Consider the following 13,852-nt stretch of genomic DNA (forward strand, 5'->3'; position numbering starts at 1 on the left):
TGGTCTCAGAGCCGGTCAGGGCTGACGGCGAAGGTGTCGCAGGCTGACACTGTCCCCTGCTCCATGCCCGTGGTGAACCAGCGCACACGCTGCTGGGAGGAGCCGTGGGTCCAGGAGTCAGAGTCTACTGGCCCCGAGCTGCGCTGCTGGATGTGGTCGTCCCCCACGGACTCGGCGGCGTTGATCGCGGTCTGGATCTCCGCAGAGGTGGGGGTCACCAGGAAGGGCTGCCCGGTGTCCGGGTCCGGCGTCGTCGCGGCGTGACTGACCCACACACCCGCGTAGCAGTCGGCCTGGAGCTCCAGGCGTACTGAGTCTGACGTCGCCCCGGCCCCGGAGCGGTCCGCCGCAGCCATGCTCCCGGTCAGGTGCTGGACGTGGTGGCCGAACTCGTGGGCGACAATGTACTCCTCGGCCAGGGGCGTGTCCTGGGCTCCCAGGGTTCGTTCCATGTCGGTGAAGAAGCTCATGTCCAGGTAGACGCTCTCATCCCCGGAGCAGTAGAAGGGGCCGACGGCGCTGGAGGCGTTTCCGCAGGCCGAGCTGACCGAGGAGCCGTCCCACAGGACGAACTGGGGCTGTCGGTAGGCCTGGCCCGCCTGGGCGGGCAGCTGCGCTCCCCAGACGGCGTCCAGGGACTCTGCGGTGGCGATCATGCGGCACTGGGTGTACTCATTGGCGCTGACCCCGTCCGTGCACACGGAGGTGTCGATCGTGGAGGAGGTTGAGACCTGCGTCGTGTCCTGCTGGGCTCCCAGCAGACCGGTCAGGTCGATGCCGGTCAGCTGGGAGACGAGCATGAGTGCCACGACGGTCAGGACCGACCCGCCGCCGATGAACGCGCCGCGTCTGCCACCGGAACGGGTGGAGACGCGGTTCGGGTCGATCTTGATGTCGCGGTTGAAGGACATGGGCACCCCTGGGGACAAGCGGACGTCACCCCAGCCTAGCGCCCGCTGCCGGGCCGGGCCATCCGCTGCCTGCAGGACGGTGTGTCTGCGTTGCATCCTCCCTGCTGGGGTCTGCCGGGAGGACACAGCGTGGCGAGTACCCTGGGCAGGTGTTCTACGAGCTGTTCTACAAGACCGTCCTGACCCGCGTTGACCCGGAGCGTATCCACGACGTGTGCCTGGAGGCGATCGAGACCGTCAGCCGGGTTCCCCTCGCGCGCGACATGGCGCGCCAGGTGTGGGGGCGGCGTCCGGCGTTCCCGGTGCCCAGCGCCAACCAGGGAGGGCCCTTCGCGCGGCCGGTGCCCGGCCTCCTGGGACTGGCCGCAGGTATGGACAAGGAGGGCGGGGCAGTTGAGGGCCTGGACATGCTTGGCTTCGGCTTCGTCGAGGTCGGGACCGTGACTGCCCAGCCTCAGGAGGGCAATGACAGGCCCCGCATGTGGCGCTACCCGGCGACGCGGGCCATCCGCAACCGCATGGGGTTCAACAGCTCGGGGGCCGACGAGGCCGCCAGGAGGCTGCGTGCGTTGCGCTCCACGGTACGCGGGCGCAGCATCGTTGTGGGTGCCAACATCGGTAAGAACAGGTCGACGTCCTTGGCTAACGCGGTAGGTGACTACCGCTACTGCGCCTCCAGGCTGGCCCGGTGGGTCGACTACCTCGTAGTCAACGTCTCCAGCCCGAACACACCTGGGCTGCGCAGTCTCCAGGACGTCAGCTCCCTGCGCCCGATCCTCAGCGCGGTGCGCCAGGCTGGTGACGAGGCGGCTGGTCGCCACGTCCCGCTCCTGGTCAAGATCGCTCCTGACCTGGCTGACGAGGACGTTGACGCTGTAGCCGCTCTGGTGCTGGACATGGGGCTGGACGGCGTAGTGGCGACCAACACCACCACAGACCATGACCTGGGGGAGGGGGGGCTGTCCGGGGCGCCGCTGCTGTCCCGGGCGCTGGAGGTCGTGCGCCGCCTCCGCCAGCAGCTGGGGGAGCAGCCGACCATCATCGGAGTGGGTGGTATCTCCTCGATCCTGGATGCCGAACTCATGCTTGAGGCTGGAGCCGACCTGCTCCAGGCCTACTCTGCGTTCGTCTACAACGGCCCCGCCTGGCCGGGCCGTGTCAACCGTGCCCTGGCCCTGGGCCACCCCAGGCGCTGAGCCGCGCCGTGAGCGGCGACCAGGGTCTCGTGCAGGTTTTTTCAGGGCATCTGCGGGAGCGCCTGGGTGCCCCTGGGCACCGAGCCCTGCGGGCCCGGGAGGGCACTGCAGGAGTGGGGTTCCCGTGGTGCCTCCCACTGCCCGTGCTTGGCTCCTCAGGTCCCCTAGCCTAGCCAGGCTATGCGGGACGCTCCTGCGGCGAGGTGGTCAGTGCGGGGTCGGTGAGGACCGCTCCCTGGAGCGCCGTGTCTACCGCAGCCATGACCTCGGGGTCCAGGACAACCCCGGAGGCCCTGACGTTCTCCTCTAGCTGCTCGGGTCGGGAGGCCCCGATGATGGCTGCCGAGACGTTCGGGTTCTGCAGGACCCAGGCGAGCGCCAGCTGCGGCAGTGACAGGCCCGCCTCCTGCGCGACCGGCCGCAGCCCCTGCACAGCGGTCAGGATGTCGTCGCGCATCCAGCGCGAGATCATCTGCTGCCCCCCTTTGTCGTCCGTGGCCCGTGAGCCTGCTGGCGGCTTCTGGCCAGGCAGATACTTGCCGGACAGGACTCCTTGGGCCATGGGAGACCATACGATCTGGCCCAGTCCCAGCTCCTTGGAGGTAGGGATGACCTTTTCCTCAATGACCCGCCACAGGGCGGAGTACTGAGGCTGGTTGGACACCAGGCGGAAGCCCATCTGGGTGGCCAGCTCCTGGCCGGCCCGGATCTGGTCCGCCGTCCACTCCGAGACGCCGATGTACAGCGCCTTGCCGGAGCGCACCACGTCGGCAAAGGCCTGCATGGTCTCCTCCAGCGGGGTGGCGTAGTCGTAGCGGTGCGCCTGGTAGAGGTCGACGTAGTCGGTGCCCAGACGCCTGAGCGAGCCGTCGATGCCCTCCATGATGTGCTTGCGCGACAGGCCGACGTCGTTGGGGCCTTTGGGGCCGACAGGCCAGTAGACCTTGGTGAAGATCTCCAGGGACTCGCGGCGTTGCCCCGCCAGCGCCCGCCCCAGGACCTCCTCCGCCACGGTGTTGGCGTAGACGTCGGCGGTGTCAAAGCTCGTGATGCCCAGGTCCAGGGCGGTGTGAACGCAGGCCGTGGCGGTGTCCGCCTCCACCTGGGACCCGTGAGTCAGCCAGTTGCCGTAGGTGATCTCAGTGATCTTCAGTCCGGATGAGCCTAGGTGACGATAAGTAACCATGGCTCCACCCTAGGACGGTAGCGTGGCCGCAACCACACTGGCGTGCACACTAACTTGTTTGTTTCACGGCACGCGAATGAGGGTGTGTCCCTGCCGGAGGGGACAGCCTCCAGGGCCGGAGGCCGCGGCGGGGCTAGGCGGGGAACTCACGTCGGCGCACCTGGGGGGCAGGCTGGCGCCAGCGCCGCAGCTGCATGCAGCGCATGAAGGTGTAGAAGAAGACGGACCCCTGCTCCCGCGCCTTGTCCCTACCGAAGGCCGTGTCGAGCCTGCGGCGTACCTGCCACCAGCACAGGACGGAGTCCCCGATAGCCAGGAGGAAGACGACATAGACTGCGAGCATGAGGTAGGCGGAGGCGAGCGCGAGCCAGGAGGACAGTCCCAGCATAAGCAGCATCAGGAAGAAGGTCAGGGGCATGAAGAGCTCCCCAACGCAGTAGCGCGCGTCCACGAAGTCGCGGACGTAGCGCCGGACGGGACCCTTGTCCCTGGCTGGCAGGTACCTCTCGTCGCCGGTGGCCATGGCCTCGCGCTGACGTTGCCAGGCCTCGTCCCGTGCCGCCCGCGCCTGCCTCTTGGCCGCCTTGCGGTCCACAGGCACGACAGGGCGCAGTCCCCGGGCCTGCGCGTCCTTACGCCGGGGAGTGGGGCGCCCCTTCCCCGCGGACCGGGGGGCGGCGGGTGCTGGTTCCGGCTGGGCGGTCTCACGGCGGCTCTTCGACGGACTCACAGTGACCAGGGTAGCCGTAACGTCGCGATACTCTAAAAACATGATCACCGTTGACGCCCTGCGAGCCGCGACCCGGACGTCCTTCGAGACGGTCCTTGCAGACCTGTCCGAGCTGGTAGCCATCCCCTCAGTGTCCGCCACCAGCCACGACCGCACCCAGCTCAGGCGCAGCGCCGAGGCCGTCGCTGCCCTGCTGGAGGGTAGCGGGCTGGAGGCTGAGGTCCTTTCAGCACCGGGTGATGGCGGCGTCCTGGGTGCCCCGGCGGTTCTTGCCCACAGGCAGGGGCCGACGGGGACGCCGCGCGTGCTGCTCTACGCCCACCACGACGTCCAGCCCGTGGGCCGCCCTCAGCGCTGGAACCAGGAGGACCCCTTCACGGTACGTCACCACGCCGGGCGACTCTACGGCCGCGGTGCCGCCGACGACAAGGCCGGCATCGTTGCCCACGTCCACGCCCTGCGGGTCCTGAGCGCCCTGGGGCAGGGGAGCTGCCCTGCTCGGTGACGGTCCTCGTCGAGGGGAGGAGGAGGTGGGCAGCCCCACCTTCGCGGCCTTCCTGGAGGCCTACCGCTCGCGCCTGGACGCCGACGTCGTCGTTGTGGCCGACTCGATGAACTGGAAAGTAGGCGTACCGGCCCTGACCACGACGCTGCGCGGTGTCCTCCAGGTGGACATCCACCTGGAGGTCCTGGACCACGCCCTGCACTCAGGACAGTACGGCGGCCCCATCTTGGACGCGGTTACCCTCATGTGCCGACTGGTGGCATCCTTTCACCACGACAACGGTGACGTCGCTATCGACGGCCTAGTCTCGCGCAGCCAGACCGCCACCGGGGCACCCGACTACCCGGAGGCCGACTTCCGGGCGGACGCCGGGGTGCTTGAGGGGGTGAGGCTGGCGGGGACCGGAGACCTGACGACGCGCCTGTGGACCAGACCCGCCCTGACAGTGACCGGTATGGACGTCACTCCCCTGGACCTGGCAGGAAACGTCCTGGCCCCCTCCTGCACGGCACGCCTGTCCCTGCGCACCGCGCCGGGCCAGGACCAGGGGCAGGCGCTGGAGGCGCTGACCTCTCACGTGAGGGCGCACGTTCCCTTTGGAGCCCGTGTGAGCGTCTCCTGCCGCGAGAGCGGGCCGTCCTTCGACGGCTCGCAGGACACCGAGGCCTGCCGGGCCGCGCTGTGGGCGCTGTCGACCGCCTGGGAGCGGGAGGCGGTGTCCGTGGGCCAGGGCGGGACCATTCCGTTCATCTCCGTCCTCACCAGGACCTTCCCGCACGCTCAGGTCCTGGTCACTGGTGTGGAGGATCCCGACACCCGCGCTCACAGCGAGGACGAGTCCGTGCACCTGGGTGACCTGGAGAGCGCGGTGCTTGCTGAGGCCCTGCTGCTGGCGCGGCTGGGCGGCGCCGTCTAGCGCTAAGGTACGGTCGGGGCCTGGTCGACGGGAGTACTGGGCGCAGCGGGAGTGACGGCGCCCGGTGACTGGCTGGTACCACCAGGAGGGAGACAACCTATGAGGGTCCTCATGGCCCCTGGCGACATGCGTGCGCAGCCGAGCGGGACTCCCTTGGTGGGGGAGGGCTGCGCTGGGCTGGCGGCGCCGCAGGTCGCGGCAGCCCTGGCCAGAGGGTGGCAGGAGGCGCGCGGTGCCGACGTCGTGGTGCAGGCTCCCGTCGCTGACGGCGGTCCTGGGTCGGCCCAGGTGGTGCCTTCCGACATGGTGACGGTACGTGAGGCTCTTCAAGGGCAGGGGCCTGTGGGCCAGGTCCGGGAGGTGGACCTGCTGCAGCTTGCCCCCGCTTCCGGAGCGGGTCCAGGTGGTGGTAGGGCGTCGGGGCGGACCTGGTTCCTTGATGCCGCACGGCTGGTCGCGCTACCTGCCGACCCGGCCCAGGCCCGCCAGGAGGCGCGAGAGGGGACCACCTATGGACTGGGTGCCGTGGTTGCCCAGGCCCTGCGCCGTACGGCTCCTGCTGACACCCTGCTGGTCGGGCTGTCGCGGTCGGCTGTCCATGACGGTGGTGCCGGTGCTGTTGCCGCTCTGGGAGGTGTCAGGGGTGGTCGCGCCCTCGTGGAGGGGCGCAGCCTGGGCCTGGTGCTGGCTGACGGTGTCGCGCTGGGAGGCATGGACGGTGCCGGAGCGGGCCTGGGCATGACCGTGGGTGTCCAGGAGTGGGAGGCTCAGGAGCGCGACCGGCTGGCCTGTCGCCACGCGGCCGACCTGCTTCGGGTGGCCCAGACAGGCAGGCTTGAGGGGCTGACTGTCCTGGGAGACAGTCAGCCTCAGCGGCTTACACCCACGACCTGGGGGACCGGGGCGGCCGGAGGTACCGCACTGGTGCTACGTGCGCTGGGGGCCTGGGCGCTACCGGGCGCGCGTGTCATGGCCCGGTTGACTGGCCTGGAGAGGTCTGTCCGTAGGCAGGACCTTGTGGTTACCGCTGCTGGAGAGGTCTATGACCTGCTTGAGGACAGCCCGGTGGCGGTGGTGGCGCGTGCTGCCCAGGGCCGGGCGCTTCCCGTCGTCCTGGTGGCAGGACGGAGCCTTCTTCCTCGGGGAGAGCGTGCTGGTGCCGGCGTCTCCTCGGTCTACTCCCTGGAGCAGCCCCACACCGACGGCGGTGGCTGGGACGCCGGAGGCGAGCAGGCTCTGCGGCAGCGGCTGGAGGAGATGGGGGCCCGGCTGGCGCGCAGCTGGTCGCGGTAGGACCCGGCTGGCCTGGCCTACCAGCCGGTGGGCTTTCTCCTGCTTCCTCTTTGCTTCCTCTTTGCCTCCTCTTTGACGACTATCCTTTGACAGAGCCCAGGGTCGAGTCGGCGACGATATAGCGCTGGAGGAGCTGGAACAGGGCGATGACAGGAAGCATCGTCAGGACGGCCCCGGCAGCGAACACGCCGAGGTTGCTGGAGCGGTTGGCGTCGAGCAGCCCGTAGAGGCCGACGGCCAGCGTCTTGACGGAGCCGTCGGTCAGGAAGATCCCTCCCAGGAGGAACTCGCTGATGACACTGATAAAGGCCAGCAGGAAGGTTGTGGCGACGATGGGGCGCAGCGTGGGGAGCAGGACCAGCCAGAACACCTGCCAGTGGGTGCACCCGTCAAGGACGGCAGCCTCGTCCAGCTCGCGGGGAACGGTGTCGAAGGAGCCCTTGATCAGCCACACCTGCCCCAGTGAGCCGCCCATGAGGGCCAGGCTGTAGCCGACCAGGGTGTTGAGACCCACGGCGGGCAGGACCTGGCCAAGGTCGGAGATCATGGTGTAGACGGCGATCATGGACAGGGTCGCGGGGAACATCATGATCAGCAGCACCGTCAGCAGGCCTCCCCGGCGACCGGTGAAGCGGAAGCGTGAGAAGGCGTAGGCGCCCAGCAGGGAGAAGAGGACCTGTGTGCCGGCCACCGTCGTGCACACCAGCATGCTGTTGAGGTACCACCGGTGAAAAGGACCGTGGCGTCCGGAGAGCAGTTCCGTGTAGTTTGCCAGGCTCACCTCGGTGGGGACCAGGCCGGTCGAGGCCAGCGTGCCCTGGGGGTTGAGCGATGCGGAGACGACGTACAGGACCGGGAACGCGGCGAAGGCCAGGGCGAGGAGCCCCACGACATGGCGCCACCCCACTTCCTGCGCCCACCGCCTCAGGGGCATGCGCCTGTCCGGGGCTGTCCTTCCGGGCTGCCTTCCTGGTGGGCTCCCAGGGGGTCTCCTCGCTGGTCCTACAGGCGCTCTGGCCAGTCCTTCCGGTGCGGCGGAAGCTGTCCCCGCCTGGCCGTTGTGGTAGTTGGTGGACCTCATGACTGCCTCCCGGGTCAGCGGATGTCCTCAAGGGTGCGGATGGCTCGGAACTGGACCGCAGCCAGCACCCCCGTGATGACGAAGAGGACCACGGACACGGCCGAGGCGAGCCCGTAGTCCGCCCCCGAGCCGCCGAAGGCGATGCGGTAGACCATGGAGATGAGGATGTCCGTGCCTCCACGGGTGTACTCCCCTGCGGCGAAGGGGCCTCCCTCCGTCAACAGCTCGATGGCGTTGAAGTTGTTGAAGTTGAAGGCGAAGGTGCTAACCAGGAGGGGGGCGACGGCGACTAGCAAGAGCGGCGTGGTGATCCGCCACGTGATCTGGAGGCTGCTGGCACCGTCTATCCGCGCCGCCTCCGTGAGGTCGGAGGGAATAGACTGCAGTGCCCCAGTACACACAATAAACATGTAGGGGAAGCCCATCCACGTGTTGGTGATGAGGACCGCGGCCCTGGCCGCCGTAGTGCTCGACAGCCACGGGACGTCAAGGTGCAGCACCTCGTTGATGAGCCCGAAGTCCTGGTTGTAGAAACTGGACCAGACCAGCAGGGATATGAACCCGGGGACCGCGTAGGGCAGCAGGAGGAGAGAGCGGTACAGCCTCTGACCGCGCATCCGGCGGTCGTTGAGGGCCAGGGCCAGCGCGAACCCGACGACAAAGGTGAGAAGGACGGACAGGAGGGCAAAGGTCAGAGTCCACAGGAAGGCCCCGAGAAACTGGGACGCCAGGTCGGAGCGGGTGAGGAGCCGTTCGTAGTTGGCAAGGCCCACGCCCTGCCTCCAGGACTGGGGGAGGCTTCGACCGTCCTTGTTGACGAAGCGCTCGGACAGCCCTACCTTCTCCACGGAGTAGACCTCGTTGGTGGCGGTGTCCGTGATGGTGTCGGCAGCCTCGTCATAGACCATCCGTCTGGTTCCCTCGAAGGCCGCACGGACCCCCTGGACCCTGATGGCGCTGCTGTCGGACACCGTCAGGGTCAGTGCTGATACGGTCTCATAGGCGTCGTTGACCTCTCGGGGACTCAGTATCGTGTAGCCCGGGGCGGAGGTGACGTACCCGTCGGTCACTGTGACCTCGGGGGCCGCCTCCCGGACAGTCTCTCCATCACCGCCGTAAAGGACTCTGCCGGTGGCAGGGTCGACCAGGAAGAGGGTGAACGGACCCTCGGAGACGCTGCCGACGGTAGCGACCGACAGGTTGTAGACGGGGGAGTTGGCAGTCTGGACCACCGAGTTGTTCGTGATGGAGGTAATAGCCTCCTCCTTGGTGCCACGGAAGCCGTCACCGAAGTTTGTGAAGGAGGTCTGGACTGTCAGGACGGCAGGTACGACAAGGAAGACTGCGAGGAAGAAGGTACCGGGGAACAGGTACTTGCCCGGGACCAGCCTGCGTGTGGAGTACAGCGCGGCTGCTGACGCGGCCGACAGGAGCACGATCACCAGCCACGTCCACATCTGGAACCGGACGAGCAGTGGCACTAGGTAGACCGTGACGGCCAGGGTCATCGATACGACGACGACACGGCCCAGGAGACCTGCCGTGGTCGTCGTCCCGGCAGGCGCGGTGGGAGCAGAGAAGGTCATGACGGTGCTGAGGGTGCTGAGGAGGTGGCTGGCGTGTGTCGGGGCAGCGCTGTGCCCTTACCCGGCCAGGGAGGAGGTGATCTGCTCCCCGGCGCTGGTCATGGTCGACACCGGGTCCGCGCCGGCGACAATGTTGGCCTGGGCCGCTGCCAGGGGCATCCACACGGCTGACATTTCAGGGATCGAGGGCATGGGGTCCGTCTGCGCGGCGAGATCGGAGAAGGAGACCATGTCCGGGTTGTCGGCGGAGAGCCGGTCTGCCAGGTCCTTCTGCGCAGGAGGGAGCTCGTTGAGGGCAAACATCTTCTCCGCGAAGGAGGAGCTGGTGGCGACGTGCGTCACGAGGCTCTCCGCGAAGGCCCTGTTCCTCCCCCTGGAGGCGACGTAGAAGCAGTTGACGCCCGCGAAGGGCAGAGCCTGGCTGTCCGGGACATCCTTGAAGCCAGGGATCTCGGAGAGCTGGTAGTCGATCCCGGCCGCCTTGATGTCAGCCAGCGCCCAGGGTCCTGAGACCAGGTAGGGAGCCTTTCCCTCCGTGAACAGGGAGATGTAGTTGTCGTCTGTCACTGACTTCTTGAGCACCCCGTCACTGCCCAGCTCTGAGATCCGCTCAGCGGCCTGAAGAGAACCCTCCTTGCCTACTCCCAGGTCATCGGGGTTGTAGGAGCCGTCCTCGTTCCTGCCGAAGAGGTACCCGCCGCCGGCGGTGTAGATGGGCTGGAGGTGGTAGGCGTTTCCCTCCTCGCCGACAGGCAGGGACAAGATGGTACCGGTGTCCGCTTCCCTGCCTGCCTCGACGAGTTCCTCGACGGACTCGGGGGCGACGACGTTTGTCAGGGACTTGTTGACGAACAGGCCCAGGGTCTCTACGGCGTAGGGGACCCCGTAGGTCTGGCCGTCATAGGTGACGGCGCTCAGGGCGACCTCGCTGATGTTGCTCCTGTCCTCCTCGCTGATCGTGACAGGAGTGATGGTCCCGTTCTGGACGAGGTTGCCGATCCAGTCGTGGGCTCCCAGCATGATGTCGGGGCCGTTACCTGCCTGGTTGGCCGTGATGAACGTGTCCTGCTGGTCGTCTGCGATCACCTGGACCGCCACCGTGATGCCCTGTTCCTCACCCCAGGCCCTGGCAGCGTCCTCGACGGAGCGCGCCTTCGGCTCGTCAGCCCAGATCACCAGGTCAGCGCTGTCGTCACGCACGGTCGCCTGTGTCGCGGCGCTACCCTCCTCGGCAGCGTCACCGGAGCCACTGCCCGGGGTGTCAGAGTCCGACGTGGAAGAGCCGGAGCAGGCTGCGACCGCAGCCAGTGTGGTGGCGACTGCTGTCAGGGCGAGGAAGGACCGTCGGGGGGGGGGGGGGGGGGGGGGACATGAGGATTCTCCTTTGAACCGTGTTCCGGGTGCCACCGGGCCTGCGGGACAAGGATAGTAGGCAGTATCACATCTGCGCAACGGTCACGTCAGCAGGCAGCCCGGATGAGGCCGCACACAGGCAGGCTGCCCCGGCACTGTCCAGAACAACGGAAACGTCATAGGACAACAAAAGACACGTTGCCCTATGACGTTTCCGTTGCCTGGCTGTAGTCCTGGGGCTGTGGGACAACCACCCCCTAGGCCACGGTGGAGGCCTCGATCCAGGTGGTTGTCGCGGCAGGGACAAGGAGGCTTCCCTCGTCCTGACTCAGCGGGGAGGAGGCTAGAAGCACCCGTGCCTCCCGGGGCAGGACCACCGGGGCGCTGGAGGTGTTGACCAGGACCAGGACCCCGCGCACCAGGAAGGTGAGGGTCTGCTGGGGGCACCACTCCAGGCCGGAGACAAAGGCCAGCGGGGCGCCGGCCAGGTCGTTCTCGCGGCGCAGGTAGGCCGCGTGGCGCACCGTGGCCACGGGGGAGCCGAACTGGGACGCCTGCTGCTGCGCCTGCTGGCTGACCAGGTCGGCCAGCTCGAGGGGGGTGCCGGGCTTGTCCTGGTCCGCCAGGGCGATCTCGTCGCCCTGGCGCAGGTAGACGGAGCCTGGTAGTGCCAGCATCATGGTCTGTAGGGCGTTAGCCCGTCGCAGCCGCTCCTTCCGGGACGCGGAGTACCAGCGCCGCCCGTCTCCCGGGGCCATCTCTGCCAGTACGACGTGTGAGGGAAGGTAACGCCAGACAGGAGGTGCCTGGAACTGGTCGTGCTCGTTGAGGGACCGGCCGAGGTGGGAGGTCAGCGACGAGGCGTCCCAGCGCACCAGGGCAAGGTAGTCGTCACGGAGGTGGTGGACCCAGTCCTCCTGGAGGTGGTGGCGCAAGGAGTCAGGGTAGTCGGTGGAGACGTCTGCCCCGATGACTCCCTCGCTCACGTAGCGGCTCACCGTGTGCCGCAGGAGGGCGAAGTAGGAGCTCAGCACCTCCAGGTCGGTCGCCTGTCTCACCTCCGGGGGCACGATCATCCCCAGGTCGATGCCGTCGGCACCTGCTGCGAGGAAGGCCTCGGCACGGCGAAGCAGGTCCTCACCCTCGGTCTCTTTACCAGTGACGATACGAGTGTCGTGCTGGACGTGCGGCCCGGTCACTGGGCCCAGGGCGCCGGAGACCCGTGCCAGGACGCGGATACCACGCTGGTGGGCGCGCTCGGTGAAGCCGACGACGGCATCCGCCTCGGTGTCGGTGTCGACCAGGCTGGGGCGCACCAGTACCGTGTCCAGCCCAAGGGAGGCGACGTGGTCAAGGAGGGGGCCGGTACGCTCCAGGTCGGTAGCCCCCAGGGCGGGAGAGGCTAGCTCGTAGACCAGTGCCTGGCGCCACCACTGGCGCGGCCCGTCATAGGGCCGGTGGATGAGCGTCGTCGTAGTCGTCACCGCTGGCGTCTCCTTCGGTCCAGTTCCTCTGGTACAGGCGCGGCCTGGGGAAAGTCGAATGCCTGTCTGTTACGGTTCTGCGGAGCACAGCGAGATGCAACGTGCCGGTGCGACAGCGTGCCGGGGCGTGAGTGCCCGCTACGCCCCCGGGACCACCGCGCCGCGGAACCCCGCCATCCTAGCCTGTCGCTGCGCTAGGTTGTGACCATGCCCGTTTGCCTGCCTCTCCCGGAGCCTTCTGAGCGGAACCTGCCACAGCCGGACGGCGAGCCATACGGCAGCCGTACGGGCTACAGCACGCACGACGTCGAGAGGTACGTCCCCGAGTCAGCCAAGAACCCGCAGCGCACGCCCTTTGAGCGGGACCGAGCCCGGGTCCTGCACTCCTCGGCGCTGCGGCGTCTGGGAGCCAAGACGCAGGTCCTGGGCCCCGCTGCTGACGACTTCGTGCGTACCCGGCTGACCCACTCCCTGGAGGTGGCCCAGGTGGGGAGGGCACTGGGACAGGCCCTGGGCTGCGACCCGGACCTGGTGGACGCGGCCTGCCTCTCCCATGACCTGGGGCACCCTCCATACGGGCACAACGGTGAGAAGGCTCTTGACCGTGTCGCGGACGGTATCGGGGGCTTCGAGGGCAACGCCCAGACTGTGAGGATCCTCACCCGTCTTGAGCCTAAGGCCCTCGACCCTGCCGGGCGCCCGGTCGGCCTCAACCTCACACGTGCGAGCCTGGACGCCGTGGCCAAGTATCCCTGGGCCAAAGGGGCGGGACCGGACGAGGGACAGAACCACGACCGCACGTACCGGGTAAAGTTCGGTGTCTACGACTCGGACCTGGAGGTGTTCGACTGGATGCGTCAGGGCGTTCCTGGCACTCGCCGGTGCGTGGAGGCCCAGGTCATGGACCTCTCCGACGACGTCGCCTACTCTGTCCACGACGTGGAGGACGCTGTCGCGCTGGGCCGCATGGACCCTGCTCGTCTCCGTCGCCCGGGTGAGGTCGAGGAGCTGGTGGAGGACACGCGGACCTGGTACGGGACCGAGGTGAGCGCGGACGCCCTGGGATCGGCCTGGGAGCGGTTGGTCTCGCAGCCGTACTGGATCGGCTCCTACAGCGGCTCGGTCGCGGACGCCGCACGCCTGAAGAACCTCACCAGCGAGCTCATCGGTCGTTTCGTGTCTGCCGTGGCCCAGGCCACCAGGGACGATGCAGGGCAGGGGCCGCTGACCCGGCACGAAGCCGATCTCGTCATCCCCCAGGACACCGCTGAGGAGATCCTCGTCCTCAAGGGGGCTGCGGTGCGCTACGTCATGGCCCCGCGGGAGCAGGAGCCGGTCTACCTGCGCCAGCGCACTATTATCTTCGACCTGGCCGAGGTCCTTATGGAGGGTGACGGCAGCGTACTGGACCCGTCCCTGCGCCCCGCGTGGGAGGAGGCCGCTGACGACGCCGGGCGACTGCGTGTGGTGGTGGACCAGATCGCCTCCCTGACAGACACCTCCGCCCGGTCCTGGCACGCCCGTCTGTGCGGCATGTTCTCCGAGGTACCGGCCTGAGGCCCGGTGTCCGGCCGGTCTGCTCCCGGCCGGACCTCCACGCCTCCACATGAC

10 protein-coding genes and 1 pseudogene are annotated in these 13,852 nt (G+C 68.1%); 4 read left to right on the forward strand and 7 right to left on the reverse strand.

Translation table 11 applies throughout. The features are described 5' to 3' along the window. Positions 1-5 precede the first annotated feature (5 nt). Positions 6-911 (reverse strand): KPN_02809 family neutral zinc metallopeptidase, encoded by a 906-nt coding sequence (gene ypfJ, locus D5R93_RS05570; protein WP_119835216.1) that lies wholly within the window; start codon positions 909-911, stop codon positions 6-8. Positions 912-1,060: 149 nt separating this feature from the next. On the opposite strand from ypfJ, the gene D5R93_RS05575 reads away from it, so the two are divergent. Further along, positions 1,061-2,107 carry a quinone-dependent dihydroorotate dehydrogenase gene (locus D5R93_RS05575; protein ID WP_120204228.1) on the forward strand — a complete coding sequence of 349 codons (1,047 nt, stop codon included), beginning with the start codon at positions 1,061-1,063 and terminating at the stop codon, positions 2,105-2,107. 178 nt (positions 2,108-2,285) lie between these two features. Here the strand turns inward: D5R93_RS05575 and D5R93_RS05580 are convergent, their stop codons facing one another. After that, complete coding sequence (locus tag D5R93_RS05580) at positions 2,286-3,293, reverse strand: aldo/keto reductase family protein (RefSeq protein WP_119834937.1); 1,008 nt, start codon at positions 3,291-3,293, stop codon at positions 2,286-2,288. A gap of 133 nt (positions 3,294-3,426) precedes the next feature. After that, positions 3,427-4,023, reverse strand: coding sequence for a DUF3043 domain-containing protein (locus D5R93_RS05585; RefSeq protein WP_119835217.1), 597 nt, complete (start codon positions 4,021-4,023; stop codon positions 3,427-3,429). Positions 4,024-4,063: 40 nt separating this feature from the next. Between D5R93_RS05585 and D5R93_RS05590 the strand changes: the two are divergent. Both D5R93_RS05590 and D5R93_RS05595 read left to right on the forward strand, forming a co-directional pair. Then, positions 4,064-5,444: pseudogene (locus tag D5R93_RS05590) on the forward strand (M20/M25/M40 family metallo-hydrolase). Between the two features lie 99 nt (positions 5,445-5,543). After that, the gene (locus D5R93_RS05595; RefSeq protein WP_120204230.1) at positions 5,544-6,737 is read left to right on the forward strand and encodes a glycerate kinase; all 1,194 of its coding nucleotides are present in this window, start codon (positions 5,544-5,546) and stop codon (positions 6,735-6,737) included. Between the two features lie 79 nt (positions 6,738-6,816). Here the strand turns inward: D5R93_RS05595 and D5R93_RS05600 are convergent, their stop codons facing one another. From D5R93_RS05600 to D5R93_RS05615, 4 genes are all read right to left on the reverse strand, one after another. Next, the gene (locus D5R93_RS05600; RefSeq protein ID WP_119834940.1) at positions 6,817-7,671 is read right to left on the reverse strand and encodes a sugar ABC transporter permease; all 855 of its coding nucleotides are present in this window, start codon (positions 7,669-7,671) and stop codon (positions 6,817-6,819) included. 161 nt (positions 7,672-7,832) lie between these two features. Further along, the gene (locus D5R93_RS05605) at positions 7,833-9,404 is read right to left on the reverse strand and encodes an ABC transporter permease subunit (protein ID WP_120204233.1); all 1,572 of its coding nucleotides are present in this window, start codon (positions 9,402-9,404) and stop codon (positions 7,833-7,835) included. Positions 9,405-9,461: 57 nt separating this feature from the next. Then, positions 9,462-10,604, reverse strand: coding sequence for a sugar ABC transporter substrate-binding protein (locus D5R93_RS05610; protein WP_243106976.1), 1,143 nt, complete (start codon positions 10,602-10,604; stop codon positions 9,462-9,464). Positions 10,605-11,014: 410 nt separating this feature from the next. Beyond that, the gene (locus D5R93_RS05615; protein ID WP_120204236.1) at positions 11,015-12,241 is read right to left on the reverse strand and encodes an alpha-amylase family protein; all 1,227 of its coding nucleotides are present in this window, start codon (positions 12,239-12,241) and stop codon (positions 11,015-11,017) included. 207 nt (positions 12,242-12,448) lie between these two features. On the opposite strand from D5R93_RS05615, the gene D5R93_RS05620 reads away from it, so the two are divergent. Beyond that, positions 12,449-13,798, forward strand: a complete 1,350-nt coding sequence (locus D5R93_RS05620; protein WP_120205839.1) for a deoxyguanosinetriphosphate triphosphohydrolase — start codon at positions 12,449-12,451, stop codon at positions 13,796-13,798. The last annotated feature ends 54 nt before the right edge of the window (positions 13,799-13,852 follow it).

The sequence above is a fragment of the Actinomyces lilanjuaniae genome, assembly GCF_003606385.1.
GTDB classification, from domain to species: Bacteria; Actinomycetota; Actinomycetes; order Actinomycetales; family Actinomycetaceae; genus Actinomyces; species Actinomyces lilanjuaniae.